Origin of the sequence: Pantoea sp. RG18, from assembly GCF_025910075.1 — a bacterium.
Classification (GTDB): domain Bacteria; phylum Pseudomonadota; class Gammaproteobacteria; order Enterobacterales; family Enterobacteriaceae; genus Pantoea; species Pantoea agglomerans.
In genome coordinates this window covers 343,853-369,583 of the sequence record NZ_JAPCIL010000009.1, presented here as the reverse complement: position 1 = coordinate 369,583, position 25,731 = coordinate 343,853, and the positions used below count along the sequence as shown (strand labels likewise).

Sequence of the window (25,731 nt, the reverse complement as noted above, 5' to 3'; positions counted from 1 at the left end):
ATATCTTGTGACTGATAAACAACGGTTATCGCAAAATTATGTCTGCCAATCTCAAGCTCCATCAGCTGCGCGCCTTCGTTGACGTGGCGCGACAGGGCAGTATCCGGGCGGCAAGCCGTCTTTCCGGGCTGTCACAACCGGCGTTAACCAAAGCGATTCAGGAACTGGAGCGCGAGCTGGGGGCAAAGCTGTTTATCCGCCGTCAGCAGGGCGTGGTGTTAACCGATATCGGTGATAACTTTTTTCGGCATGCCAGCCTGGTGCTGGCAGAGCTGCGGGTCGCCGAAGAGGATATTCAGCAGCGGCTGGGACTGGGTGGCGGTCAGGTGAATATCGGCGTCGGTGGCAGCGTGGCGCGCACCATTATGCCGCAGGTGATTAACCAGTTTCATCGCGAATACCCGCTGGTGAAGGTGCGCATCGTCGAAGGCCAGCTGGTGTCGATGGTGCATGAACTGCGCCAGGGCGCGCTCGATTTCACCATTAATACCTACGATCAGAGCCATCTCGATCAGGAGCTGATGTATGAGCGGATGATGGAGCGCGAGTACAAGGTGGTGGTGCGCAAAGGCCATCCGCTGGAAAAGGCGCGTTCTCTGGCGGAGTTACAGCAGGCGGACTGGACGATGCCAACGCCCAAAGGCAGTTACTACCGCTTGTTGCACGATCTGTTTGGCGAGCGCGGCATGGCCCCGAAAATCGTGGTGACCTGTGAAACTTTTATGGCCTGCACCAGCCTGGTGGCGCAAAGCGATTTCATCAGTATTCTGTCGGTCGACGTCATTGACGACCCGATTCTGGGTCGGTCGCTGGTGGCGCTGATGCTCGACGAACCCCTGCCGAAAGCGATTTTCTATCTGATCCAGCGCAAAGACACGACGCTGACCCCAATGAGCAGTTATATGGCACAACTCTTTCGCCGTTATTGCCAGTAAAATCAGTAAGTAAAGTCGATCGTCTACACTGTTAAGGTACTGAAAAAAATCCACCCGACAAATATAGAGGTTACGATGCAAGTCAGTCCTTATCTGTTTCTCTATGGCCGTTGCGAAGAGGCTATCGACTTTTACCTGCAGGCGACCGGGGGAGAGTTGCTCTCTAAAATGAAATTCGGTGATATGCCGGATCAGGGTGAGCAGGTCGGCGATCAGTCTGCCGCGCCGCAGCCGCCAGAAAAGATCATGCATGCCCAGCTGCGTATTGGTGACGGTGAGCTGATGCTGAGCGATGGCAACACCGATCAGCCGCCAGCGTCTGAGCATGCTGGTTACGCGGTCAGTCTCTCAACTACCGATGTCGAAAAGGGTAAAGCCTGGTTTGAGAAACTGTCGGCAGGCGGCAAGGTGACAACTGAGTGGCAGGAGACGTTCTGGTCGAACGGATTCGCGATGTTCATTGATAAGTTCAACATTCCGTGGCGCATCAATGTCGAGAAGCCGCAGGAATAATCGGGCCAGCCGGCGTCGCAATTTGCGGCGCCGTATTAATTAATGGCAACTGCCCGGATTAATGCGCGGCGGCGCTATTCAGGCCGCCGCATGTAATCAGAAGTTATAACCCGCCACCAGGTAGTAACCCCAGCCAGTCGATTTCACTTCAAACGGCCCATTGCCGAAATTCTGTTCCTGTCCATCCGCCCACTGTCCGCCGTTGTGGAAGTAACGCGCCACCGCAGAGAAGTGCCAGTGATCGTAACCCAGTGACAGAATATGGCTGGAGGCGATGGAGTTGCTGGTGCGTGCTGAACCGCCTTTATCGCGGAGATCGGAACCCCAGTCGAAGTTGGTGAAGCCCACATAGCCCAGATTACCGCCCCACAGCGTGGTGATTGGCACGAAGTATTTCACCTTGAAGCGATAGCCATCCCAGCTGTTTTCATTCGCCGCACCGTAGTTTTCCCACTGATATTTGGCGTAGACGTTCAGCGACAGGCCGACATCGCTGTGCGTATCGATATCGGTGCCCAGACCCATATACCAGGTGTTCTGGCGGCTATCGCTGTTGCGGCCCATGTCGTAGATGTAGTTGTTAGCGAAATACCACTCTTTGAACGGACCAAAGGCCAGGCTGGTGCCGGTCAGTTTGTCGATAGAGAAGCGCGGCTCAATCTCCATAAACATCGGTGAACCGTGATCAAAAATGCCGTTGGCGTTGCTGTTGCCTGCGCCGAAGAAGTTGGTCAGGTCGAGGTAGCCATAAAAATCGAACCAGTCCTTCTTCGCAAACGCTTCATATTCCAGATAAACGTCGTTGTTAAACTGCGGTCCGAAACGGGTGTGGTAGCTGCCTACCACGTTAACACTCTGATGCCACCAGTCGGAGACATACTGCGGATCGCTTTCAGCGGCCTGCGCAGCGCCACTCAATGAACATGCCAGCACGGCACCTGCTATCAACGTTTTAAATTTCATTATTATCAGCCACATGCTTTTGACCGCCGCACAGCAGACGCAGTCAGAGAGAAATCGGTCCCTTGATGGGAATGAGGGTTTCACAGCAAATAACAGCCAGTTCTTCAGCCCGCGTAGCGTGCCTGTAACAGATCGATAGAAAATAGATTTTGCTCACGTTTGTCAAAAAGTGTTGCATTACAATTCAGCTAAAATGTGATGCGCTTCACAATAATGACCAGGATCGAACGGAACCAGGCAACCGTTTACGTTGTCTGGTTCGTGATCAAACGGGCGGGATCAGGGAAGGGTGACGCGAACCTGCAAACCACAAATGGCACCCTGTGGCGTCAGGCAATTGGAAAGGGCGACGTGAATCTGATGCTTCTGTGCGACGTTGCGCACAATGGATAATCCCAGTCCGCTGCCCTGGGCTTTAACGTCAGGTGAACGGGTAAAACGGTCAAAGGCGCGTTCGATAAAGGATTCCGGCATGCCTGGCCCGTTATCGACAATATCGACCACTGTTTTACCTGCGACCCGATGCAGCAGCACATCGACCAGGCTGCCCTCCGGCGTGTGCAACATGGCGTTACCAATCAGGTTATCGAACAGGCTGCGCAGCTCGGAACGGCTGGCCTGCAGACGATACTGCGTGGAGCCATTAAAGCCGATATCGATGCCGCGTTTATCTGCCACCACCATCAGCTGCTCAATGCTCTCTTTCAGCAGATCGTCCAGTTCGATATGCTCGACGCTGGCGACCACGCTCTGGTCATCCTGACGCGAGACATTGAGTAACTGCGTGACCAGATGACGGGTGCGTGTGACGCCCGCTTCCAGCTGGCTGAACTGTCGGCTCGCTTCGCCTGGCTGGATGTGCTGACGCAGATTTTCCAGCTGCAAGGTCACCGCCGTTACCGGCGTGCGCAGCTCATGCGCCGCATCTTCCAGGAATTGACGCTGCGACGACCAGGCCTCACGCAGCTTACTCAGCAGCGAGTTGTAGGCGGCCACCAGCGGCAGGATCTCATCCGGCAAGCCTTCGGGTGAGACATTGTGCGGATGGTGCGTCTCCTGCGCGGCAATCTGACGCGAAGCGACCTGCAGATCCCGGGTGATCTTGCGCACCACCAGCCAGATCACCAGCAGTGAAAGCGGCATCATCAGGATCAACGGAATGATCGCTGACAGCGCCCGCTTGACCATCAATGCCTTCATGTAGCTGAGGTTGTGCATCACCTGGATGGTTTTGATCTCGCTGCCAGGTAAGCCGGGCCGGGTATAGATGCGCCATTCGCAGTCATCGCACTGACCCACATGCACGTCGCGATAGCCCCGTTGATTTTGCAGCGGAGCCTGCAGCTCCGGCCATGAGCTGGCCCGTAACTGACCCCGATCGTCCCACAGTTGCACCACAAAGGCGCTCTTCGCCTTGTCAGGCGCAATAAGCATCGGCATCAGGGCGGGCATCTGTTTATTAGTGGACCAGGCATCAGCGATTTTTGCCAGCTGATCGTCCTTCATGGTGCCGACCATATCGCCGTAGCAGCTGAAGAAATACCAGGTGACGCCGCCGATCATCAGCAGATGAATAATCAGCAGCGTAGAGAGTAATTTGTTGCGTAATGAACGCATAAAGGTGAAGGGTTTCATATTGCCGGTACCCGCCAGCCCAGTCCGCGCACATTGCGGATCACGTCGTTATCCAGCTTGCGGCGCATCCCGTGGATCAGAACATCCACCGCGTTGCTGCTGACTTCATCGCCCCAGCCATAGATGCGATTTTCCAGCTGCTCGCGCGACAGAATAGCGCCTGGCCGCTCCAGCAGGGCGTAGAGCAGGGCATATTCGCGCGCCGTAAGCTGCTCGCGCTGTCCTTTGTAGAGCACTTCGCGGGTCATCATATCCAGCTGCACATCGCCGCTGCCCAGCACCGAGTCTGCTGCGCCGTGGCTGCGTCGGGTAATCGCGCGCATCCGGGCCATGACTTCCTGTAAATCGAATGGTTTAAGCAGGTAGTCGTCAGCGCCGCTGTCGAGTCCCTGAATCCGCTGCGCTACCGTGTCGCGTGCGGTAAGAATCAGCACCGGCGTGGCGTCGCCGCGCCCGCGCGCCCGGCGCAGTACCTGCAGGCCATCATCGCGCGGTAAGCCGAGATCGAGCAGCACGCAGCTGTAGCCGCCTTCGCTCCAGGCATTCTGGGCATAGATGCCATCACGCACCCAGTCCACCGACCAGCCCGCGCCCTCCAGTGCCTGCTGCAGGTTCGCGCCGATCATTTCATCATCTTCAACCAGTAACACGCGCATGGCTGATCTCCTTCAGAAAGATGAGGGGAGTTTACTCACCAATTGTTAGGCCAGAATTATCCGCCGTCATACTTCGCGCTGTAGCGGCGTTGGCTGCTTTTGCTCACCCCAGTCACTGACTGATGTCAGCTCCTGGGGACTCGCGCATTTGCCGCCTTGCCACAGCACGGATTATTTTGGCGGACTTCTGCCGTCATACTTCGCACTGTGGCGGCGTTGGCTGCTTTTGCTCATCCCAGTCACTGACTGATGTCAGCTCCTGGGGACTCACGCAGTTGCCGCCTTGCCACAGCACGAATTATTTCGCGGACCGCCGTCACCGGTATTTTATGGAGGAGTCAGGTGGCCTGATGTCCCCATCCATATCCATTGAGATGCCAGCGATTGCAAGCGTAAATGGGGTGACGTATATTTGAGCAACAGAGTAATGCCAGACATTTCAGCGGTGAATAGTATGTCAGCCCAGGAAGCAAAAATCAGACATCAGCGCGAGTATCAGGAGCGTGTTGAAGCCGTCCGAAATGGTCAGGCTCCGGGCCGCGTGCTTGAAAAACGTCCTCAGGGTATTGTGCCTGCAAAAAGTGGACGCAGCCTCGCATTTTTCTGATGTCACGCCGTGCTGAAATCAGCCAGGTAGTAAAATAAGCTCATCATACAGGTGGGCTTTTTTTATGACATTGCACGCTATTCCTCCAGAAGAACAGATCCTTAAACTCAACCGTTATCTTATTGATAATGCCGGACAACTTCCGTCACCGGTTATTACTGTAGGCGGTCAGGCTGTTATGTACTGGTATCTGACCTACCTGCATCTTTATCCTGATCAGCCTGATGTAACATCCATAACCTCAATTGATGTTGATTATGTCACCCGAAAGGAAGGCGTTGATTTTCTGGCTCAGGAATATCAGCGATATCTCAAACATGTTGACGCCTGACAGGGCTGAATGCCCCGTCACTTATGATGCAGAAATAAATTTGTCTGACTCAGCGTTTTTTATCTTCTGCCTTTTTTCAGCAGCAATCTCTTCACGAGCTTTCACACTAAAGCCCCGCTGGCCGCGCGATTCCGCCTCCGTTTCCGCCGTTGCTAATTCTGCGCTAATTTTCTGCTAATTAAGGGATAAATTTTAGCGGGTAGAGTGGCTCCACTGCACATCAGCATCAACAGGAGGAACCATGAATCAGCGCGAGTTTATTCGGAGTTTGCTGGACTGGATTGAGAACAACTTAGGACACGATCTGCATCTGGATGAGGTGGCGCGCCGCTCGGGCTATTCGCGCTGGCATCTGCAACGGCTGTTTCGCCAGCATACCGGCTTTTCACTGGCAGAATATATCCGTCAGCGCCGTTTAACCGAGTCTGCGCTCACGTTGCTGAGCAGCAACGAAGCGATACTGCAGGTGGCGATGAACTATGGCTTTGATACCCAGCAGGCCTATACCCGCACGTTTAAAAACTACTTTATGGTGACGCCTGGCCAGTTGCGCCGTCAGCGTCGCGTCGAGCCGGATCGGCTGCTATTCCCTCTGGCGATGGCCAGCTGATGCCTGATAAGACCTTCCCGTCACAGCCTGCGGACGGGAAGGTCGGCCCGCGCTTTGCGCTTCTCTCCACTTGTTTTTCGCCTCGCCTTTTTTTGCCCATCAGCCACAGTGACCCCGCCCGGACGTGTTAGTTTGTTGCCAGCATCCCTTTACTGTCGGAGTCGGGAAACATGGAAAACGGCGCGAATTTAACCGCCATGTTGGTATTTGCACGGGTTGTGGAATTACAGAGTTTCAGTGAGGCGGCACGCGCACTCGGCTTGTCCAAATCCCATGTCAGCCGGGAGATCGCCCGTCTGGAGCTGCGGCTCGGTATCCGGCTGCTGCAACGCACCACCCGGCGGCTGGCGCTGACCGAGCTGGGCCAGGCGTACTATCCCTACTGTGTGCGGATGCTGGCAGAAGTGCAGCGCGCCGAAGCCTTTGTGCAACAGGTGCATCAGCAGCCCGTCGGCCATGTCAGGCTGCAGGCACCCGTTACGTTCGGCTGCCAGTGCGTAGTCCCTGTCCTTAATCGCTTTCTGCGTCGGCATCTGCATATCAATGTCGATCTTGATCTGACCGATCGCAGTCACGATCGGCTGGATGATCAGGCGGATCTGGCGATTGTGATCCGATCCCGATCGCCACAGCAGGGCAATTTTCGGGTACTGAGCGAAATCGAGTGGGGGCTCTATGCCGCGCCCGCCTACCTGGCGCAGCGGCCCGCTATCACACATCCTGAGATGCTGCCACGCCACGACCTGCTGCTGTTTCATGGTCCGGCGCACACCGCCGCACTGCCGTTCCGCCGTGATAAACAGCGGCTGGCACTGGATGTACGCAGCCGTTTTCGCGCCAATAACAGTATGGCGCTGCTCAATGCGGCACTGGCGGGGAGCGGCATCGCCTATCTGCCCTCCTACATGGCCCAGGAGGCGATGGCGCGCGGTGATATTCAGCAACTGCTGCCGGAGTGGCAGATGGATCGTCTGCAAAGTTATCTGCTGCTGCACGACACGCCTGAACCGGCGTCGCCCGTGACGCTGCTGTGCGATGCCCTGGTTGCGGCGCTGAATACAGGCTGATTGTTGCCTGCTGACAACAATCAGCGCCACAGAGTAACTATCCCGCCGCGACTGTTGTTACTCCGCTACGCCGGTTAGCCTGTATCCCTGATTACTCACCGGATATCATCATGCAACAGTCACCCGAAACTGCAGAGTTTCAGCACTGGCGACGTAACTTAGGGGTCTGCGTCGTCGGCTCTTTTACCACTATCGTGGCGATGACGCTGCTGCTGCCGTTCCTGCCGCTCTATGTTCAGCAACTCGGCGTTGAGCAGCCTGCCGCTATCGCCCGCTGGTCCGGCCTTGCCTACGGCGCGACCTTTTTCAGCGCCGCACTGACGGCGCCGTTGTGGGGCAGGCTGGCTGACCGCTATGGTCGTAAGCTGATGCTGATTCGGGCCAGTCTCGGGATGGCGATTGCGATGTCGCTGATTGGCATGGCGACCGCGCCGTGGCAACTGGTGGCGCTGCGCCTGCTGGCGGGGCTGCTGGGCGGCTACGCGTCGGGCTCGACCATTCTGGTGGCGGCGCAAACGCCGAAAGCGCAGACCGGCTGGGCGCTGGGGGTGTTGTCCTCCGGCATTATGGCCGGCAACGTGGTCGGGCCGCTGCTGGGCGGTGTGTTACCGCCACTGATCGGGATTCGTCAGACTTTCTGGTTGACCGGTGCCGTGATTTTTCTCGCCTTCCTCGCCACCACCTTTTTACTCAAAGAGCAGCCACGTGCTCCCGCTACATCGCGCGCCAGCCAGCAACCGCATCCTGAAGCCGGGCCGGTTAATCACAGCCTGATACGGCTGATGTGGCTCTCTGGCATGTTGCTGATCTTCGCCAGCATGTCGATTGAGCCGATTATTACGCTTTACGTAGGCGAGTTTGTGCAGGGCGACCACCAGATCACCCTGATAGCCGGACTGGTGATGTCCGCGGCGGCGCTGGGCACGGTCCTGGCGGCACCACGACTGGGTCGGCTGGCCGATCGGGTAGGGCACTGGCGGGTGCTGACCGGCGGTTTAGTCGTTAGCGGGCTGCTGCTGATTCCCCAGGCATTTATCACGGCGGCCTGGCAACTGGTGCTGCTGCGTTTTCTGATGGGAATGGCGCTGGGCGGGTTGATGCCGTGCATCACGGCGATTATTCGTCATAACGTGCCGGGCTCACAGGTTGGGCGGATGCTGGGATATTCGACATCGGCACAATATATCGGCCAGGTCAGCGGGCCGCTGTTCGGTGGGCTGGTGGGCGGTGCATTCGGGATGCGGCCGGTGTTTCTGGCAACCTGCGTGGTGATGCTGTTTTGCGCCTGGCTCAACTGGCGTGGCATGAAAAAGTAGTGCGATCAAAAAAGGCGGACCGGAGTCCGCCTTAGTTTATTCACAGCTGCGTGAATTACTTCTGGTCTGGCAGCGCGTAGGCAATGACATAATCGCCCAGCCTGGTACCAAACGAGCCGTGACCCCCTGCCGCGATGACAACGTACTGCTTGCCATCCACTTCATAGGTCATTGGTGTCGCCTGGCCGCCTGCTGGCAGACGTGCCTGCCATAACAGTTCGCCGGTATCAGTGCTGAAAGCACGCAGGTAGTTATCTGCGGTCGCACCAATGAAGAACACCTTACCTGCGGTGGTGATAGGACCACCCAGCATCGGCATACCCATTTTGAACGGCAGCGGAACCGGTGCGCTATCGCGAACGGTACCGATACGCTGTTTCCACACCACGTTGTTGGTCTTCAGATCCACCGCGGAGATGTAACCCCAGGCAGGCTGTTTGCATGGTAGACCAAACGGTGACAGGAACGGGTTCAGCTCGACGCCATACGGCACGCCATACTGAGGCTGAATACCGGTTTCGGTACCTGAACCACCTTCAGCGCCTTTCGGCGGCTCAATCGGGTTGCCTGGGCCACGTGGAATCAGCTTAGAGACAAACGGCAGCGCCATTGGGTTAGCAATCGCGATCTGACGATGAGGATCAACTGCGATGCCGCCCCATTCGAACATACCGAGGTTACCCGGGAACACCAGCGTACCCTGCTCAGATGGCGGGGTGAACGGACCTTCATAGCGCAGGCGCTTGAAGATCACGCGGCACACCAGTTGGTCAAACATCGTTGCGCCCCACATATCCTTGTCCGTGAGATTCTGTTTCGGACGGAAGGTCAGCTCAGAGTAGGGCTGAGTGGCGGCAACGTGATCGCCTTTAGCAGCACCCTGTGGCACTGGCGTTTCTGGCGCAGGCACGACTGGCTTGCCGGTACGGCGATCCAGTACAAAGATGTTGCCGGTTTTCGCTGGCGCGTAGACAACCGGTACGGTGTTGCCATCTTTGTCGGTGATGTCAGCCAGCGTCGGCTGCGACGGCAGATCCATATCCCACAGATCGTGATGCACAGTCTGATAAGACCAGACCAGCTTACCGGTGGTGGCGTTCAGGGCCAGCACGCTGCTCGCATAACGCTCCTGCTCTGGTGTGCGGTTACCGCCCCATATATCCGGTGTGCTCACGCCCATCGGCAGGTAAACGGTATCCAGTTTCGGATCGTAAACTGCCGGTGCCCATGAGTTCGGAGAGTTCATGGTGAAGGTGTGTTCATCAGCCGGAATGGCATTAGGATCTTTTGCGCCTGGATCAAATACCCACAGCAGTTTGCCGGTATTCACATCAAAGCCACGAATCACGCCTGACGGCTCGCGGGTTGAGTAGTTATCGGTAACCGCACCCGCCATCACGATGGTGGTGTTAGTAATCACCGGCGGTGAGGTCGGCTCATACTGACCCGCAGTGGTGACAGGCTGTTTGTGTTGCAGATCCAGCTCGCCGTTGACGCCAAATGCCGGGCAGCGTTCGCCGGTCTCTGCGTCCAGTGCAAACAGACGACCATCGTTGACCGGCAGATAGATACGACGTGAACACAGCGCAGGCTGAGTGTTCGCTGCATCGGCGGCTGCCGGCACTTCGTGGTAAGAAACACCGCGACAGGTCACGTGCTGGAAGGTCGGGTTGACCTTCATGCCCGGATCAAATTTCCACTTCTGCTTACCGGTGGCCGCATCCAGTGCAAACAGGATCTGGTGTGGCGAACAGAGATAAAGCGTGTCGCGGATTTTAATCGGCGTGACTTCGTCGGTAATTTCACCCGGATCGTTAGGGGTTTTCATGTCGCCAGTCTGGAACTGCCAGGCAACCTGCAACTCTTTCACGTTCTGATGATTAATCTGCTTCAGCGGAGAGAAACGGGTTCCCTGCTGATCGCGCGCATAAGCGGGCCAGTCAGCGTCCGGGATGTTGCTCAGCGGCGCAGCCTGCGGGGCGTTGTCAGCGGTTTCTGGTACTGACCCGTTGATGACCTGCGGATCGTTGAATACCGCATAGGCCAGCACAATGGCACTGGCAATCAGCGCCACAGCCATGGTACCCAGCGCGGCTTTGCTGCCCGCGTTGAAGCTGCGATAAACAAACGGCAGGATCAGCCAGACACCGAAGATCACCAGCACATCGGTGCGTGGTGCCAGTGCCCAGAAGTCGGTGCCCACTTCCCATACACCCCAGATCAGGGTGCCGATCAGCAGCAGCGCATAGAGAACGAGCGCAGTGCTTTTACGACGGGAAAGCAGATAAGCGGTGATAAGCATCACCACACCGCCAAAAACGTAATACCAGGAACCACCAATGGCGGCTAACCAGCCACCGCCAATCAGCATAAACGCGCCCGTCAGCACTGCGAACAGCACCGTCAGGAAACGAATTACGCCAAAAGATGAGGAGTTTTTCCCCATAATATCGACCTCGTTTCGTTGCCATAAAACACACGAAAACAACCAGATAGGCTGTTTCCAGTTATCAAGTACAAATGATTAGGGTGTTCTGAAGTATCTCTTCCGTTAAGACAGACGATCCCTTTGTGTTAAATGTTATAGCAAAATCAGATCGAGGTTTGATTTTTTTGGCTTAAACCGCTTAACAACTGGAATAAAACGACATTTTATGGGGGATTAAAGGACGTTAAGCGCACCGCCGTGTGCCCTTAACGCCGGAAGGCAGGATTTGTGAATCAGCAGCTAATAAGATCGCCGTCCGAGCGTTGCTGTTGCCAGCCGCTGATATTTATCTCAGCAAACTGCTCAGCGGTTAAGGGCGGCGTATGACTTCGTACGATTACCTCTGCCCCTTTTTCACGAAACGTCGCCATAAAAAAGGGAAAGGTAAATTTCTCATAATTATCATTAAAGAAAGATTCGGTTAAAACAATTCCTGAAAAAGGAAAAGATTCCAGTAGTCGCCAGTCTGCACCCGGTGGCGCAAAATCATAAAGCCAGAAATCAAATTTCTTTGTTAATTCAAGCAGTGACGTACTGTGTGCTGCCAGACTGGAATAATTAATTCCAATCCGGATACGCGCATTTTGTAAATGCGTATAGGCATCCGGAACCGCGATCATTCCCCGTAATCGAATATCTTCCACCGGAACAACCATTAATGCTGCTTCAGTAGCAATTTGATTGTGTAATGAAATAATGTTGTTTGTATTAAGTATATTGCCGCTATCCTGGTTTTGCTGAAGATAAGGCACGCTATAGCAAATGCCAGTGACATTACGCTTAACGTGATGGATTGGTTCAGTAACATAGGGGTTATATAAACTGTTTTTCATTATCTCTATGAAATTCAATAGAAAGGATTTGTTGTTAATTAAGCATATAAAAAGTCGCATTTTTCTAAACGCGTGAATAAATATAGATCACATGCTTAATCCAAATCATCCTTTTATTGCCTGAGAAAGTAAATAAACCTGTTAGCAAAGAAACGATAATTTCTTTGGCGTCTGATGATGTGCTGGAATATATTCAATAGTCGGGACCAATAGGCTGGTAATAATCATGAGGGGTCTGACGCGCCTCGGCCGGACAGGGACGCTGCTTATCGCGCAGGGAGGCTGCGCTGGAGCCGCAGGCCTTCTGCTCGCATCCGGTCTGCTATCGTGAAGCCGACAATCACCACACCAATAACACCGCGCAACGACGCGGGTTTCCTCACCTGATTTGGGATAAGACATGGGATTTATGGCATCGGCAGCGGAAGAGTCGCTGTGGCGACATCGGACATTTGTCGCCTTCTGGGTGGCGCGTACCTGCTCATCATTTGGTTTTCAGATGTTCTCGGTCGCAATCAGCTGGCAGATCTATGCGCTGACCAACAGCGCAATGGCGTTAGGGATGATTGGCTTAATGCAGTTTCTGCCGTCGGTGTTGCTGGCGCTGCCAGCGGGTCATCTGGCGGATCAATATGACCGGCGACGGATCGTGCTGTTGGGTCAGCTGGTGGAATTTGCCGCACTGCTGGCATTAGTGGTGCTTACCTTATTCCATACCCCCGATAAGACCGCGTTGTGGGGGCTGGTGTTTATGATTGCAGTGGCGAAAGCGCTGGAGTGGCCTGCGATGTCTTCGATGCTGCCATCGCTGGTGCCGCCTTCGATTCTGGCGCGTGCGATGGCGATGAACTCCGTGGGCGGTCAGGCAGCGGTTATCGTCGGGCCGACGATTGGCGGGCTGCTTTATGTCGCCGGGCCGCATGTGGTGTATGGGGTTTCCGGGCTATTTTATCTGGTTTCGCTGACGCTGGTGAGTCTGCTGCGTTATGAACGCCCGGTGCAGGCTCGTCTGCCGATGAATATGAAGAATCTGTTTGCCGGGATTCACTTTATCCGTGAGCGCAAAGATGTGCTTGGGGTAATTTCGCTCGATCTGTTTGCGGTGCTTTTGGGCGGTGCAACGGCGCTGCTGCCGATTTTTGCCAAAGATATTCTGCATACCGGGCCCTGGGGGTTGGGGATGTTGCGCGGCGCGCCGTCGGTGGGAGCATTGCTGGTGGGCATCTGGCTGAGCCGTCACAAGCTGGAGAAGCATGTCGGGATGATTATGTTTGGCTCGGTGGCGGGCTTTGGCGTTGCCACGCTGGTGTTCGCGCTTTCCACGCAGTTATGGCTGTCGCTGGTGGCGCTCTGTGCGCTGGGTGGCTTTGATATGGTGAGTATGGTGATCCGGGGTGCGCTGGTGCAGCTGGATACGCCGGATACCATGCGTGGTCGGGTGAATGCGGTTAACGCGATTTTCATTAATACGTCGAATCAGCTGGGCGAGTTTGAGTCTGGGTTGCTGGCGGCCTGGATGGGTGCGGCACCGGCGGCGGCGATTGGCGGCATCGGTACGCTGGTGGTGGTGGCGCTGTGGATGAAGTTGTTTCCACATCTGCGGCGTCGTCAGAAGCTGGAGAATGAGGTGGATCCGGTTTGAACAACCGAGGTTGGTGAGGCAGATGCGGTTGTAGAATTGAGTGCAGTCTCAGGGAGCCTATGCCTTGCGCAAAGACGCAAAAGCGCCATCCATTCGCTGTGAGTATGTAAGTTGCCTCTGACTGAAACGCAAACCGGACGAACGCAAAGCTCCGTGACGCCTTTCAAAACGTTCCTGATTTACACGAAAACGCGTTCCTTGCTATAACTTATCTCTCATCGGCAGGCCTGTGGCCTCCTCAGTCAGCTTAAGCGCTTATAGAGGGTACCGTTATGAATCAGACTCACTCCATTCCGGAAATTTATAATCCTGATGTGCCGTATTCAGTAAAGTGCGAGATCGTGGCGCAGCTGTGCCGGGCGCTGGCTTCCCATAAAAACATCCCGGTTAGCGCCCTGAGAAAATATCTTCTGGAAAAAACTCACGTTGATTTCGAAAATCTGGAGGATAACCCGGTAGGAATGCTGCTGCTGTATGAATACCTTCACTGCCAGCGCCCCTCGGTCTGCGCCCGGAATGAAAAAAACCTTCATTAAGCGCTACCTTCAGCTTAATCAAATACGCCTTCGGAGAAGAGGGCTGGAGAAGGGGCGGTTGAGTTGTCGCTGGCAACGGTTTCCCGAGCCAGCTCAACCTCAATATTGTCACTGGCCCGAAGGCCAGTACAGGAAGTTACCAGTCATACTGCCATTAAAATCCTGGGGTCAGAGGGGGAGGCCGACCCGCAGGCTGGGGCCATCAGGCCCCGGTTTTTCCCAGGTTGGCGTCAAATGTTAGCCAGCTTTCACGCATGTCCACTACGCTGCGGGTTTTACGAGCCTCATCGATTTTAATTGCCGTGAGGCCCGCTTCCAGCGCGTCCACTACTGAAACTTTCAGCGGTGTTCCCTGTTTAATATGTTTAACGATCTCTTCAGCCATCAACGCATCTGCGCCGTAATGGCCATCATACGCATTGCCGCTGTAGGCGGTATCGACCTCTTTCTCGCCGCTGCGCGCGTTGTGTACGCGGAAGTAGTTGCGCACGAAGTCGCCTTCCGCCATGCCGTCGGTGCCCATGACACAGAAACGGCGGAACTCATCCGGCACATTCAGATTGGCGTGGAAGGCCAGCGTCGCGCCGCCTTCGTACTCAATCAGGGCAGTCTGGTAGTCGACAATATCGGCATCGCTGTCGAACACCGCATCGGTGCTCGACCAGCCGCTGGGCTTCACGTGATAAAGTTCTGAGTCAGCGGTGATAGCTCCCTGCGGCGCATGAGCGGGAGTAAAGGATTTCCGGCCACCAAAGCTGGCGACGCGGATCGGGCGCTCCTGCAACAGCCCCTGATAGAGATCGATGTCGTGACAGCATTTTTCCAGAATGTACGGACCGGCATATTTCTCCAGACGGCGCCAGTCGCGCTGAAAGAATGCGCCGTGATAAGGCTTGATATGTTCTGTCGCCTCAATCGAGGTGATCTCACCCAACTGACCCGCATCGCGTGCCGCCAGCAGATCGTGATAGAGCGGGGAATAGCGCAGTACCAGGCCGACCAGAATGCGCGCTTCGCCATACTGACGCACCAGCTTCGCCATCTCCATGGTCTGCTCTTCATTGATCACCACCGGCTTTTCGGTAAACACCGTGTAACCCGCTGCCAGCGCCTGACCCACATGCTCCAGATGTAGAAAGTTGGGAGAGCCAACCAGCACGACATCCATTCCGCCATGTTCCAGCAGAGCATCGATTGACGCAAAGGCCTGGCCGGGCGCGATACCAAAGCTGTGCAGATTAGGCAGTCCGGCGGGTGCCGGATCGTAATAACCCACTACCGAAAAGGCGTCGTCGGCTTTGCTGAACTCTTTGATCACGTGGGACAGTCGAAAGCCGAGACCGATAATGCCTACTTTCATGTTAAACCCCTGCTCCTGAAATCGCATGATGCATAGCCCGCCTGTGATCGGGCGCGCCTGTTGATAATCTGACCACCAACTTATTACGACAGAAAAACTAATGTCAATAACGCACTGCGAGTTTTGCGAGGGGGTTTTTGTTATGATGATGTAAAATAAGAAGAAAATTCAGATATGATTTTGCTATATTTATTTGTTATTGCGATTTAAGTTTTTTTATCCTATCGTTCGCTCATTATGGCTATAACCCTTAATCAGGGAAGGAAGCGCGTGCAACCACACTATCTTCTGGGCATTGATGGCGGCGGTACACAGTGTCGCGCGCGGTTAACCGACCTGCAGGGTCGCATGCTGGCGGAAGCCACCGGCGGGCCTGCCAACGTCTGGTCAGACTATGACGCGGCACTGACCTGCGTCGGGCAGCTGATCGAACGGGTATTGTCACAGGCGGGATTAGCCCCGGAGGCGCTGACGCAAACCGCGCTGGTGGCCGGATTAGCCGGTGCGAACGTCACCTCGGTACAGGCGCGGCTCGCCAGCTGGCAACCTGCCTGCGCGGCGTTACAGGTGGTCAGTGATGTGGAGATCGCCTGTGCGGGCGCCCATGGCGGCGCACCTGGCGCCGTCTTTATTATCGGCACCGGCAGTCAGGGAGCCGCGTGGGATGGCGAACAGTTTACGCTGCTTGGCGGCTGGGGCTTTGCCTTGTCTGACCAGGGATCGGGCGCTGAGCTGGGCCGTCGTGCGCTGCGGCTGGCGCTGCTGGCCCATGAAGCGATTATTACCCCGAGCGCTCTTACCCGGCAGCTGATGGCGCAGTTCGACCACGGCCCGGAAACCATGCTGCTCTGGACGCGCTCAGCGACGCCTGCAGACTGGGCTCGCGTGGTGCCACAGATTTTTGCGGCCGCCGACGCGGGCGATGGTCATGCACAGGATCTGCTGCATCAGACCGCAGCCGATATCGGCCTGATGGTCCGCCGTCTGACTGCCCTGAGCAGCGGACCCGTGGCGCTGATGGGGGGACTGGCCACGCCGATTCAGCGCTGGCTGGATGACGATATTCAGGCCCGGCTGGTGACGCCGCAGGGCGATGCCCTGAGCGGGGCGCTGATACTGGCGCAGCAGCTGACGCCTGCCCGATTACCGATCTGAAGCTGGCTGAGCATCCTCAGCCGGATAACCCGAGGAATTTATGACCGCTCCCAACGTAACCGCGCGCATTCTGCGGTTGATTGTTGAAAATGCGCCGATCAGCCAGTCAGACCTGAAAGTTCGTAGCGGACTGAGCATGTCGACCGTGTCGCAGGCGACTAATCGCCTGCTGGCGCAGGAAATTGTGCAGGAGCTGGGGCTGCGTCGCGTGTCGATGGGGCGGCCAAAAACGCTGCTTGGGCTCAATCCCGATCGCGCCAGCGTGATTGGCATTCAGCTCAATGCGGAACGCAACCTGATCGTCATGACCGATCTCAGCGGCAATCTGCTGGGCGAGCAGCAGATGTCGAAAGGCACGCTGACGCCGCGCCAGCTCGGCGATGCGCTGGCGAAATTCCTGCGCGGTGTTGAGGAGAAGCGGGTGGGCGCCATTGGCCTGGCACTGTCGGGACTGGTCGATGCCGAAAACGGCTACTGTATCCGCTCCAAAGTGCTCGACTGGGACAACGTCCCGATTGCGCGCCTGCTGGAAGAGCGTTTTTCGCTGCCGGTGTTTATCGAGAATGACGCCAACGCCATGGCAATGGCGGCGCTGGTGTTTGGTCAGCTCGGCAACGCGCAGTCGGCGGTGATCGCCACCTACGGCAAAGGGATCGGGGCGGGCATCATCCTGAATCGTCAGCTCTACCGCGGTCGTCACGGCAAGGCGGGGGAGATTGGCAACGGGCTGGTGGGCGACGGCTCACTGCGTCTGCTGGAAGATGTCGCCTCATCGCGCGCCATTCTGCAACGGCTTGCTGAGCAGGAACCGGTGGAAGGCCTCACGTTGCAGGCGCTGGATCAGCGGCCAACGCCCGAGGTGCTGGCGGTGCTGGAAGAGGCAGGACGCGAGCTGGGAATTTCACTGGCGAACCTGTCGGTGGCTTACGATCCGGATGTGGTTTATCTGGCGATGGAGCCGCACATGGCGTCACGCATTCTGCTCGATCACATCACCCAGAGCTTCCAGGCCTACCGGCTTAAACTGACGCCGCACATGACGCCGCTGCAGTTCCTGACTGAATCGAACCGCATGTGGGCGCTGGGCGCGGCGGGTTTTGCTGTCAACCGGCTGCTTGATCTGCTGGCGGCGCAGGCCGATGAAGAGCCGGTTACCTGAGTTATCCCTCGAATAAAAACGGGCGCCACGGCGCCCGTTTTTGTTTCCGCGCTTCCCTTAGCGCAGGCGCATCCCCTGATCATCAAACAGCAGGCAGTGTGCGGCAGAAAAGCCCAGTTCAACCTGGGTTCCCAGATCGCGCGTGGTTGCTTCACGCTCTTCCACCACCAGCATCTCTTCACGCCCGATATCCAGGTAGAGATAGTTGGTGTGGCCCAGCATTTCGCCATAGGCCAGCTCGCCGTGAAAGCGCAATGCCTCCGGCGTCTGCGCGGCAGGCTGGAAATGCTCGGGACGAATTCCCAGCGTCACGGTTTGCCCCTCGCGGCAGTCGGCGGCGATTTTCAGCACCAGCCCCTCAATCTTCAGTTCCGGCACCCGCAGCTGCACTTCACCCTTGCCCGTGGCGCTGATTTCCGCCCGCAGGAAGTTCATTTTTGGCGAGCCGATAAAGCCGGCGACAAACAGGTTATCCGGGTCGTGATAGAGCGTCAGCGGTGCGCCGACCTGCTCAATGCGGCCCTGACGCAGCACGACGATGCGGTCAGCCAGCGTCATCGCTTCCAGCTGATCGTGGGTGACATAAATCATGGTATTGCCGAGCGAGGCGTGCAGCCGCGCAATCTCAATCCGCATCTGCAAACGCAGCTCGGCATCGAGGTTAGAGAGCGGTTCATCGAACAGGAAGATACGCGGATGACGGATAATTGCCCGGCCAATCGCCACGCGCTGCCGTTGTCCGCCAGAGAGCGCGCGCGGCAGGCGGTCGAGCAGTTCGGTGAGATGCAGGCGGGCGGCCGTCCGGGCAATCGCCTCGTTGATCTCCGCTTTGGACTTTTTCATTACCTCAAGCGGATAGGCCAGGTTGCCGCGCACCGTCATGTTGGGGTAGAGCGCATAAGACTGAAACACCATAGCAATGCCGCGCTCGGTGGCGGGCTGCTGCGTCATGTCCTGCTCCTCAATCAGCAACTGACCGCTGCTGATCTCCTCCAGCCCGGCGATCATCCGCAGCAGTGTCGATTTGCCGCAGCCGGATGGCCCGACAAACACCACAAATTCGCCGCTGTTGATCGTCAGATCGATGCCATGAATGACATTAACGTGTTCATAAGACTTCTTCACATTCTGCAAGCGCAGGCTGGTCATCGGCTACCTCACTCAGAGTAACTGGCCCATGTAGATGGCATTGCTGCGCAGGATTGGGGTGAACCCCATGCGCTGATAAAAGGCACAGACCTGCTCATTCTGCAGGCTGACGCCAAGATGGACACCAGTGACACCGGCAGCGCGCAGCGCCGCCAGCTCATGCTCAATCATCCGGCGACCCCAGCCGCCTTTCTGTGCCGCCGGCAGCAGGTTGATATGCAGATGAGCGGGCCACTGCGTCACCAGCGTGTCAGCGGCCTGGTCGGGGTGGCGGATCGCATCGAGCACTTTGCTGTCGAGCGGCGCGCTGGCGCTGCGATCACGATATTTCTCCTGCAGCTGCGGCCACCATTCGGCCTGTAGCTGCGCTTCAAACGCGCGGGTATCGGGCGCGGCGACCACATAACCCTGCACCTCACCGTCCCGCTCCAGCACAAAAGCAAAGTCAGGCGCGAAACGCGCATAAGGCACAGCAAAACGCTGGCCGGGATAGTCAGGATCGGAATAGAGCGCGCGGGCATCGCCACCTGCATCGGCTGTTTCCAGGCAGATGCGGTAGAGCGCCGGGTAGTCCGCCGGGGTGGCCGGACGAATGACACCTTGATTCGCCATGGTGAATTCTCGTGAGTGAGTGAATCGGTCAGGGATTGAACAGATCCGCAGATAAAAGTTACGTTAATGAAAGTGGACTTAGTTTTCAAGATAGAATAATTACCTTATCTCACTAACACGGGCGCTTCGGCAATGTTTACCGGCATCGGGATGCACAACTGTGATCGCCAACACGCCCGGATTGTGGCGGCTGGCAGCAGATTCACGGCCAGTGAAAGGGGAAAAGTGTGAGCGTGATAGGATTTTCGTATGTTTTATCAGGAGGTTATTTTGCGATGATTGCACTGGCATCTCCTGCTGCAGAAAAAGTAGCTGGCGACGCACCGCCACGGTTAATCGCGTAAATGCCAGCGCAGTGTGCTGTATTTCACGCCATGCCGCTGTTTATTTGCGCGTGCTCACAGCGTTGCAATTCCCCGCGCAGGCTGTTTGACTTTATTTTTTTATTAAAGTAAGTATGAGTGAGTGCGTTTGTGTGCGGCTGCAGCCTGCAGGATGTCAGGCGGTGAGATGAAAGGATGCCGATCCTGGTCTGAAGAAGGTGAGCATAATGTCTGTTTCCTCCGTTCGTTCGTTCCGAATTCGCAATGTGGGTCGGCTGCTGGCAGCGGGCCTGCTGGCGGGCAGCGTCTCGCATGCCGCCCACGCCGCCGTTACCCTGAATGAGTGGGATATCTACAACTACCCGGAGCAGACTGCCGCGGTAGATGAAGGGATTAAAGAGTTTTCCCAGCAGAATCCCGGCATTGTGATTAACCGCTCGGTTCACTCCTTTGAAGATACCCGTATTCCCCTGAAGCTGGCGCTGACTGCCGGTGATGGCCCGCAGATCGCTCAGGTCAACCAGGGCGGCGGTGATATGGGCTCGCTGGTTAAAGATAAGCTGCTGCTGCCGCTCGACAGCTACGCTGCCAGCAACGGCTGGACCACACGCTTCCCGGACTCGATTCTGAAACGTAACCGCTGGTCAGACAGCGGCGAGTTCGGCAGCGGCAAACTCTATGGCGTCGCCAGCCTGGGCGAGATGGTCGGGCTCTATTACAACAAAGCGCTGCTGGATAAAGCAGGTATTGCCGTGCCGAAAACGCTGGCTGAGCTGGAAAGCGCGATGGCGAAACTGAAGCAGCAGGGCACCGCGCCGATGATGCTCGGTCTGCTGGATGGCAACATGGGCCAGCAGCTGCTCAGCACCCTGTGGCAGGCGCAGATTGAGAGCCACGACCGCAAGACGCTGGATAATCTGATTTACGATGTGGGCGGCACCTTCAAAGACAGCAAGCTGGTCAATGCCGCCTCTATGATGAAGAGCTGGACCGACAAAGGGTACTTCTTCCCTGGCTTCCAGGGCATCGGTCACGACGATGCGGCGACGCTGTTCCAGAACGGCCAGGCTGCGTTCCTGGTCAGCGGCACCTGGTATCTCGGCCAGTTTAAAGACAACAAAGATATTCACTTTGCCGCGATGCCTGCCGGTGAAGGCGTAAAGCAACCGCTGATGGTGGGCGGTACCGATCTGGCGTTCTCCATCACCAGCACTGCCAAAGGCAAAGACCAGCAGGAAGGTGCGGCGAAGTTCATCAACTATATGGTCTCTGATGCCATGGCGAACCGCTGGCTGAAGGTGGGCTTCCTGCCTGCCAGCACCAACAAAGCGGCGAAAATGCCAGCGGACAATCCGCTGCTGGCCGAGGCGTATCAGGTCTGGCTGACGCTCAATGATTACGACGGTTTAGGTCACTACGTGGACTGGGCGACACCCACCATGAACGCCGAGCTGAATCAGAACGTTCAGCTGCTGCTGGCGGGCCGTCAGACACCCGATCAGATGGTAGTTAATTTTGATAACAACTATCAGCGTTACCTGAAAACACTGAAGCATTAAGCCGGAGGCCCGGCGAACAGCCGGGCCTGAGCCTCGTTCTGAACCACGAGTAGAGTTATGTTGAATTTAAGTGGCTGGCGTAATTTTCTCTATGTTCTGCCTGCGGTGCTGGTCTATGCGGTGTTTCTGCTGTTCCCGCTACTGGCCTCGCTGGGCATCAGTTTTACCGAATGGGACGGCACCTCGCTGCCGGTGTTTAGCGGCGTCAGCAACTATCTGCGGATGTTCAGCGATCCGGTGTTCTGGATTGCACTGGGCAATAACGCCATCCTGATGCTGTTCTATACCCTGTTGCCGATTGGCGTCGGCCTGCTGCTCTGCAGCTTTCTGTATGACACGCGCAACAACAGCGAACGCAGCGTGCTGCGCATTCTCTTTTTCCTGCCCTACATCATGCCGATGGCGGTGCTGGGCGTGGTGTGGCGCTGGCTCTATAACCCGGCGTTTGGTCCGATCGACCAGATATTACGCGCAATCGGATTGCCCCAGCTGGCGCTCTCCTGGCTGGGTGATTTTACCTGGGCGCTGCCCGCCGTGGGTCTGGTCGCCACCTGGTACTTCTTCGGCTTCTGTCTGGTGCTGTTTATGGCGGGCCTGCAGCGCATGGATCCGTCACTGCTGGAAGCGGCCGATCTCGATGGCTCGTCGCGTCGCCAGAAGTTTATGCGCATTACGCTGCCAGGCCTGCGACCCGAGCTGCGGATTGCACTGCTGCTGACGGTGATCGCCAGTCTGAAAGCCTTTGACCTGGTCTATGTGATGACGCAGGGCGGCCCGGGCACCTCCACCATGGTGACCAACATCTTTATGTATAAGCAGGGCTTTGATCTGCACTACTTTGGCTACGCCTCGTCGGTAGCGGTGTTCAGCATGGTCATTGTTTTAGGGATTAACTATCTGATCCATCTGGCCTTAAAGGAGCGTTACTGATGCGAAGCACGCCGGTGATTTCACGCGCGCTGATCTGGATCGTGGCGCTGATGACGATTCTGCCGTTCCTGATGGCGCTGATGACGTCGTTCAAAACCCAGATGGAGCTGTTTCAGGGGGTCTTCACGCTGCCCGCCTCGCTGAATTTCAAAAACTACCTGACCGCGTGGCAACAGGGACACTTCAACGTCTACTTCCTCAACTCAGTGCTGGTGGTGATTCCGGTGGTGCTGTTCAGCGTGCTGCTGGGCATTCTGGCCGGGTTCGGTTTCGCGTGGCTGAAAATCCCTGGTAAAAAAGTCATCGGAGCGATGCTGGCGCTAGGGATGGTATTGCCGAGTGAAGCCTTTATCATTCCGCTCTATCACGAGCTGCGCTGGATGGGGCTGACCAACACCTATCTGGCGCTGATCCTGCCGCAAATTGCCCTGTCGCTGCCCTTTACCACGCTGATGATCGCCAGTGCTTTCCAGCAGGTGCCGAAAGAACTGGTGGAAGCGGCGGTAATGGATGGGGCATCGCGGGTCAAAATTCTGTGGGGCATTCTGGTGCCCGCTATCTGGCCGACCCTCTCAACGCTGGGGCTGCTGCTGTTTATCTGGACCTGGAATGAGTTCCTGATCCCGCTGATTCTGGTCAACAAGGATGAGTTACGCACACTGCCAATTGGCATGATGTTTTTCCAGAACAAAAACACCATCGACATTCCGGTGCTGATGGCGGGCGCGATGATTGTGATTATGCCGCTGATCGTGGTGTTCCTGATTTTCCAGCGCAAGTTCATCAGCGGCGTCACCGAAGGGGCCGTGAAGTAATCTGTGATAGCCCGCACGAAACGGCGCACTGGCGGCCAGACAAAGGTTTGCCGCGCCGTATCGTGCTGCAATTCCTCCTCCTCAATCCTGCGGGAGACGCATGATGCACCTTTCCCTTGCTGATTTTCACCCTGTCGCCGATGGCGAAACCCCGGACACGGCCGTGCTGCAACGCGCTATGGATCAGATTGCGGCGGCGGGCGGTGGCCGTCTGACCCTGCCTGCCGGGCGTTATCGCAGCGGCTGCCTGAATCTGCCCTCTGATTTTGAACTCCATCTTGAAGCGGGCGCGGTGCTGATCGCCAGTCAGCGGCTGGCTGATTACCAGGCGGTACAGGCGCTGAGCTGTGCTGAGAAGTCCCACAATGTGCTGCTCTATGCGCTGGGCCAGCGCAATATCACCATCAGCGGCACCGGCCGTATAGACGGTGACGGTGAAGCCTGGTTTGCCGCTGAGCGTGACGAGCAGGGCTATCGCCTGCCGCGTGCGGACCGGCCGCGGATCATTGTGTTTGAAGATTGCGAGCAGGTAACGCTGACCGCCTTTACCATCGTGCAGGCGCCGATGTGGACGGTGCATCTGGTGAGCTGTCGCCATGTGCATATCGACCACCTCACCATCGACAATGCCATGACCATGCCGAATACCGATGCGCTCGATCTCGACAGTTGCGAAGCGGTGTTTGTCAGCAACAGCTATCTCAGTGCCGCCGATGATGCCATCTGCATCAAAACCACCCATAAACCGGCCGCGCTGCGGCGTCCGGCGCGGCAGATTATGATCACCAACTGCCTGCTGCGTAGCTACAGCTGCGCCTTTAAAATCGGCACTGAAACCTGGGATGATGTGGAAGATGTCACGGTGACCGGCTGCACCATTTTTGATTCCAACCGTGGCATCGGCATTCTGTCGCGTGACGGTGGCGCGATGCGGCGTCTGCTGTTCAGTAATCTGACTTTTGCCTGTCACCATGCGCCGCCCTGTCACTGGGGAAAAGCCGATCCGCTGCATATTTCGGTGCGCAGGCGCGATCCCGCCATTACGCCCGGCATCGTAGAGCAGGTGCAGTTCAGTAACGTTACGGGCGTGGCGGAAGGGGCGATTAACCTGCATGCGGCAGAACCGGGCTGGATACGCGATGTGGTCATCAGCCAGCTGCAGATGCGGCAGACCGTGGCACCGGTTGCACAGGGACACTATGACGTACGGCCGCCCTGTAACCCGGACTCCCCGACCGGCATGGGGCTGGATAACGCCTACAAACTTGACCCGAAAACCGGCGAAGCTTTTGGCGTAGAGCGCTATCCCGGCGGGCTGCCGGGCCTGTTTGCACGCGGGGTGGAGAACCTGCAACTGCACAGCCTGGCGATAGTACGGCCGGAACCGTTACCGCCAGGCTGGCACCCCGAGTGCGTGGTGCAGTTGCCGGACTAAATCACAGCGCGGCGGCGATGGCCATACCGAGCTGTTCGGTGCTGGCGCTGCCGCCGAGATCGCGCGTCAGGTGCTCACCCGCTGCCAGCGTGCGTTCAATCGCGTCTAACACCGCATCACCTGCCGCTTTGTAGCCGAGGTGCTCCAGCATCATCGCGCCACACCAGATCTGTCCGATGGGATTGGCGACGCCTTTACCGGCGATATCGGGCGCAGAACCGTGAACCGGTTCAAACAGGCTGGGGAACAGGCCTTCCGGGTTGATATTGGCCGAAGGGGCGATGCCGATAGTGCCGGTACAGGCCGGGCCGAGATCGGAGAGGATATCGCCAAACAGATTGCTGGCGACCACCACATCAAACCAGTCCGGATGCAGCACGAAGTTAGCGGTGAGAATATCGATGTGATACTTATCGACGCGAACATCGGGGAACTGACCGGCCATGGCTTCAACGCGGCTATCCCAGTAGGGCATGGTGATGGCAATGCCGTTCGATTTGGTGGCGGAGGTCAGGTGTTTCTTCGGCCGACTCTGCGCCAGCTGATAGGCAAACTTCAGGATGCGATCGACGCCGGTGCGCGTCATCACCGTCTCCTGAATCACCACTTCACGTTCGGTGCCGGGGAACATGGTGCCGCCGACGCTGGAGTATTCACCCTCAGTGTTTTCGCGTACCACATAGAAGTCGATATCGCCGGGCTGACGATTCGCCAGCGGCGCTTTGACGCCTGGCATCAGTCGCACCGGACGCAGATTCACATATTGATCGAACTCCCGGCGGAACTGCAGCAGCGAGCCCCACAGTGAAACGTGGTCGGGCACCACATCGGGCCAGCCGACCGCGCCAAAATAGATTGCATCAAAGGTTTTCAGCTGTGGAAACCAGTCGTCAGGCAACATTTTGCCATGCTGCTGCCAGTAGTCGGCACTGGCGTAATCGAACCACTCCCAGCGCAGCGGAATGTTAAATTTCTCTGCGGCCGCATTCATTACACGGACGCCTTCCGGCATCACTTCTTTGCCGATGCCGTCGCCAGGGATCACGGCAACAGAGTGAATTTTGTCAGTCACAGGGTACCTTTCCGGTTGATGTTCGAATTG

The 25,731-nt window shown here is 56.8% G+C and carries 23 protein-coding genes; 13 read left to right on the top strand and 10 right to left on the bottom strand.

Annotated elements, in window-relative coordinates; all coding sequences use genetic code 11:
- The first annotated feature begins 38 nt into the window (after positions 1–38).
- Entirely contained in the window at positions 39–935 is an 897-nt protein-coding gene (locus OK409_RS12765) for a LysR family transcriptional regulator (protein ID WP_031594163.1), read from the top strand.
- A gap of 75 nt (positions 936–1,010) precedes the next feature.
- Positions 1,011–1,448 carry a VOC family metalloprotein YjdN gene (yjdN, locus tag OK409_RS12760; protein ID WP_010252091.1) on the top strand — a complete coding sequence of 146 codons (438 nt, stop codon included), beginning with the start codon at positions 1,011–1,013 and terminating at the stop codon, positions 1,446–1,448.
- A gap of 96 nt (positions 1,449–1,544) precedes the next feature.
- Here the strand turns inward: yjdN and OK409_RS12755 are convergent, their stop codons facing one another.
- From OK409_RS12755 to OK409_RS12745, 3 genes are all read right to left on the bottom strand, one after another.
- Positions 1,545–2,411 carry a nucleoside-specific channel-forming protein Tsx gene (locus OK409_RS12755; RefSeq protein ID WP_064704963.1) on the bottom strand — a complete coding sequence of 289 codons (867 nt, stop codon included), beginning with the start codon at positions 2,409–2,411 and terminating at the stop codon, positions 1,545–1,547.
- Between the two features lie 279 nt (positions 2,412–2,690).
- Positions 2,691–4,046, bottom strand: a complete 1,356-nt coding sequence (locus tag OK409_RS12750) for a sensor histidine kinase (protein WP_010252088.1) — start codon at positions 4,044–4,046, stop codon at positions 2,691–2,693.
- Positions 4,043–4,702, bottom strand: coding sequence for a response regulator (locus OK409_RS12745; RefSeq protein WP_010252086.1), 660 nt, complete (start codon positions 4,700–4,702; stop codon positions 4,043–4,045). The genes OK409_RS12750 and OK409_RS12745 overlap by 4 nt, the downstream gene beginning before the upstream one ends.
- Positions 4,703–5,373: 671 nt before the next feature.
- Between OK409_RS12745 and OK409_RS12740 the strand changes: the two genes are divergently transcribed.
- The 4 genes from OK409_RS12740 to OK409_RS12725 all read left to right on the top strand — a co-directional run bounded on the left by OK409_RS12740 (position 5,374) and on the right by OK409_RS12725 (position 8,633).
- The gene (locus OK409_RS12740) at positions 5,374–5,640 is read left to right on the top strand and encodes a hypothetical protein (protein ID WP_010252074.1); all 267 of its coding nucleotides are present in this window, start codon (positions 5,374–5,376) and stop codon (positions 5,638–5,640) included.
- A gap of 241 nt (positions 5,641–5,881) precedes the next feature.
- Positions 5,882–6,250, top strand: a complete 369-nt coding sequence (locus OK409_RS12735) for a helix-turn-helix domain-containing protein (protein ID WP_009092546.1) — start codon at positions 5,882–5,884, stop codon at positions 6,248–6,250.
- 170 nt (positions 6,251–6,420) lie between these two features.
- On the top strand, positions 6,421–7,317 hold the full coding sequence (locus tag OK409_RS12730; protein WP_061703550.1) for a LysR family transcriptional regulator: 897 nt from the start codon (positions 6,421–6,423) through the stop codon (positions 7,315–7,317).
- 110 nt (positions 7,318–7,427) lie between these two features.
- The gene (locus tag OK409_RS12725; protein WP_010252067.1) at positions 7,428–8,633 is read left to right on the top strand and encodes an MFS transporter; all 1,206 of its coding nucleotides are present in this window, start codon (positions 7,428–7,430) and stop codon (positions 8,631–8,633) included.
- Between the two features lie 55 nt (positions 8,634–8,688).
- On the opposite strand, the gene OK409_RS12720 is transcribed toward OK409_RS12725, so the two are convergent.
- Both OK409_RS12720 and OK409_RS12715 read right to left on the bottom strand, forming a co-directional pair.
- Positions 8,689–11,079 (bottom strand): glucose/quinate/shikimate family membrane-bound PQQ-dependent dehydrogenase, encoded by a 2,391-nt coding sequence (locus OK409_RS12720; protein ID WP_010252065.1) that lies wholly within the window; start codon positions 11,077–11,079, stop codon positions 8,689–8,691.
- 275 nt (positions 11,080–11,354) lie between these two features.
- Complete coding sequence (locus tag OK409_RS12715) at positions 11,355–11,954, bottom strand: hypothetical protein (protein WP_050679816.1); 600 nt, start codon at positions 11,952–11,954, stop codon at positions 11,355–11,357.
- A gap of 400 nt (positions 11,955–12,354) precedes the next feature.
- Between OK409_RS12715 and OK409_RS12710 the strand changes: the two genes are divergently transcribed.
- A complete protein-coding gene (locus OK409_RS12710; RefSeq protein ID WP_010252060.1) occupies positions 12,355–13,596 on the top strand; it encodes an MFS transporter in 1,242 nt (413 codons plus the stop codon).
- Between the two features lie 323 nt (positions 13,597–13,919).
- Here the strand turns inward: OK409_RS12710 and OK409_RS12705 are convergent, their stop codons facing one another.
- Both OK409_RS12705 and OK409_RS12700 read right to left on the bottom strand, forming a co-directional pair.
- Entirely contained in the window at positions 13,920–14,129 is a 210-nt protein-coding gene (locus OK409_RS12705; protein WP_033780442.1) for a hypothetical protein, read from the bottom strand.
- A gap of 205 nt (positions 14,130–14,334) precedes the next feature.
- Positions 14,335–15,492 carry a Gfo/Idh/MocA family protein gene (locus OK409_RS12700; RefSeq protein WP_010252054.1) on the bottom strand — a complete coding sequence of 386 codons (1,158 nt, stop codon included), beginning with the start codon at positions 15,490–15,492 and terminating at the stop codon, positions 14,335–14,337.
- Between the two features lie 270 nt (positions 15,493–15,762).
- On the opposite strand from OK409_RS12700, the gene OK409_RS12695 reads away from it, so the two are divergent.
- Entirely contained in the window at positions 15,763–16,647 is an 885-nt protein-coding gene (locus OK409_RS12695) for a BadF/BadG/BcrA/BcrD ATPase family protein (protein ID WP_264367124.1), read from the top strand.
- Between the two features lie 40 nt (positions 16,648–16,687).
- The gene (locus OK409_RS12690) at positions 16,688–17,806 is read left to right on the top strand and encodes an ROK family transcriptional regulator (RefSeq protein WP_264367123.1); all 1,119 of its coding nucleotides are present in this window, start codon (positions 16,688–16,690) and stop codon (positions 17,804–17,806) included.
- Between the two features lie 57 nt (positions 17,807–17,863).
- Here OK409_RS12690 and OK409_RS12685 read toward each other — a convergent pair whose 3' ends face one another.
- Together OK409_RS12685 and OK409_RS12680 are read right to left on the bottom strand one after the other, a co-directional pair.
- Positions 17,864–18,955 carry an ABC transporter ATP-binding protein gene (locus OK409_RS12685; protein ID WP_157353499.1) on the bottom strand — a complete coding sequence of 364 codons (1,092 nt, stop codon included), beginning with the start codon at positions 18,953–18,955 and terminating at the stop codon, positions 17,864–17,866.
- 12 nt (positions 18,956–18,967) lie between these two features.
- Positions 18,968–19,567, bottom strand: coding sequence for a GNAT family N-acetyltransferase (locus OK409_RS12680; protein WP_264367122.1), 600 nt, complete (start codon positions 19,565–19,567; stop codon positions 18,968–18,970).
- Between the two features lie 550 nt (positions 19,568–20,117).
- Between OK409_RS12680 and OK409_RS12675 the strand changes: the two genes are divergently transcribed.
- The 4 genes from OK409_RS12675 to OK409_RS12660 all read left to right on the top strand — a co-directional run bounded on the left by OK409_RS12675 (position 20,118) and on the right by OK409_RS12660 (position 24,629).
- Positions 20,118–21,449 (top strand): extracellular solute-binding protein, encoded by a 1,332-nt coding sequence (locus OK409_RS12675; protein ID WP_010252044.1) that lies wholly within the window; start codon positions 20,118–20,120, stop codon positions 21,447–21,449.
- Positions 21,450–21,506: 57 nt separating this feature from the next.
- Positions 21,507–22,379, top strand: coding sequence for a carbohydrate ABC transporter permease (locus OK409_RS12670; protein WP_010252041.1), 873 nt, complete (start codon positions 21,507–21,509; stop codon positions 22,377–22,379).
- A complete protein-coding gene (locus OK409_RS12665; protein WP_010252038.1) occupies positions 22,379–23,194 on the top strand; it encodes a carbohydrate ABC transporter permease in 816 nt (271 codons plus the stop codon). The genes OK409_RS12670 and OK409_RS12665 overlap by 1 nt, the downstream gene beginning before the upstream one ends.
- 103 nt (positions 23,195–23,297) lie before the next feature.
- On the top strand, positions 23,298–24,629 hold the full coding sequence (locus OK409_RS12660) for a glycoside hydrolase family 28 protein (protein ID WP_264367139.1): 1,332 nt from the start codon (positions 23,298–23,300) through the stop codon (positions 24,627–24,629).
- Position 24,630: 1 nt separating this feature from the next.
- Here OK409_RS12660 and OK409_RS12655 read toward each other — a convergent pair whose 3' ends face one another.
- Positions 24,631–25,701 carry a tartrate dehydrogenase gene (locus OK409_RS12655; protein ID WP_033769471.1) on the bottom strand — a complete coding sequence of 357 codons (1,071 nt, stop codon included), beginning with the start codon at positions 25,699–25,701 and terminating at the stop codon, positions 24,631–24,633.
- Between the last annotated feature and the right edge of the window lie 30 nt (positions 25,702–25,731).

Excerpts from the sequence above, each read along its gene's own strand:
- OK409_RS12705 (WP_033780442.1), bottom strand. The coding sequence starts at position 14,129 with ATGAAGGTTTTTTTCATTCCGGGCGCAGACCGAGGGGCGCTGGCAGTG.
- OK409_RS12735 (WP_009092546.1), top strand. The coding sequence starts at position 5,882 with ATGAATCAGCGCGAGTTTATTCGGAGTTTGCTGGACTGGATTGAGAAC.
- OK409_RS12725 (WP_010252067.1), top strand. The coding sequence starts at position 7,428 with ATGCAACAGTCACCCGAAACTGCAGAGTTTCAGCACTGGCGACGTAAC.
- OK409_RS12750 (WP_010252088.1), bottom strand. The coding sequence starts at position 4,046 with ATGAAACCCTTCACCTTTATGCGTTCATTACGCAACAAATTACTCTCT.
- OK409_RS12745 (WP_010252086.1), bottom strand. The coding sequence starts at position 4,702 with ATGCGCGTGTTACTGGTTGAAGATGATGAAATGATCGGCGCGAACCTG.
- OK409_RS12710 (WP_010252060.1), top strand. The coding sequence starts at position 12,355 with ATGGGATTTATGGCATCGGCAGCGGAAGAGTCGCTGTGGCGACATCGG.
- OK409_RS12765 (WP_031594163.1), top strand. The coding sequence starts at position 39 with ATGTCTGCCAATCTCAAGCTCCATCAGCTGCGCGCCTTCGTTGACGTG.
- OK409_RS12740 (WP_010252074.1), top strand. The coding sequence starts at position 5,374 with ATGACATTGCACGCTATTCCTCCAGAAGAACAGATCCTTAAACTCAAC.
- OK409_RS12720 (WP_010252065.1), bottom strand. The coding sequence starts at position 11,079 with ATGGGGAAAAACTCCTCATCTTTTGGCGTAATTCGTTTCCTGACGGTG.
- OK409_RS12665 (WP_010252038.1), top strand. The coding sequence starts at position 22,379 with ATGCGAAGCACGCCGGTGATTTCACGCGCGCTGATCTGGATCGTGGCG.
- OK409_RS12730 (WP_061703550.1), top strand. The coding sequence starts at position 6,421 with ATGGAAAACGGCGCGAATTTAACCGCCATGTTGGTATTTGCACGGGTT.
- OK409_RS12715 (WP_050679816.1), bottom strand. The coding sequence starts at position 11,954 with ATGAAAAACAGTTTATATAACCCCTATGTTACTGAACCAATCCATCAC.
- yjdN (WP_010252091.1), top strand. The coding sequence starts at position 1,011 with ATGCAAGTCAGTCCTTATCTGTTTCTCTATGGCCGTTGCGAAGAGGCT.
- OK409_RS12700 (WP_010252054.1), bottom strand. The coding sequence starts at position 15,492 with ATGAAAGTAGGCATTATCGGTCTCGGCTTTCGACTGTCCCACGTGATC.
- OK409_RS12685 (WP_157353499.1), bottom strand. The coding sequence starts at position 18,955 with ATGACCAGCCTGCGCTTGCAGAATGTGAAGAAGTCTTATGAACACGTT.
- OK409_RS12675 (WP_010252044.1), top strand. The coding sequence starts at position 20,118 with ATGTCTGTTTCCTCCGTTCGTTCGTTCCGAATTCGCAATGTGGGTCGG.
- OK409_RS12690 (WP_264367123.1), top strand. The coding sequence starts at position 16,688 with ATGACCGCTCCCAACGTAACCGCGCGCATTCTGCGGTTGATTGTTGAA.
- OK409_RS12755 (WP_064704963.1), bottom strand. The coding sequence starts at position 2,411 with ATGAAATTTAAAACGTTGATAGCAGGTGCCGTGCTGGCATGTTCATTG.
- OK409_RS12670 (WP_010252041.1), top strand. The coding sequence starts at position 21,507 with ATGTTGAATTTAAGTGGCTGGCGTAATTTTCTCTATGTTCTGCCTGCG.
- OK409_RS12680 (WP_264367122.1), bottom strand. The coding sequence starts at position 19,567 with ATGGCGAATCAAGGTGTCATTCGTCCGGCCACCCCGGCGGACTACCCG.
- OK409_RS12660 (WP_264367139.1), top strand. The coding sequence starts at position 23,298 with ATGCACCTTTCCCTTGCTGATTTTCACCCTGTCGCCGATGGCGAAACC.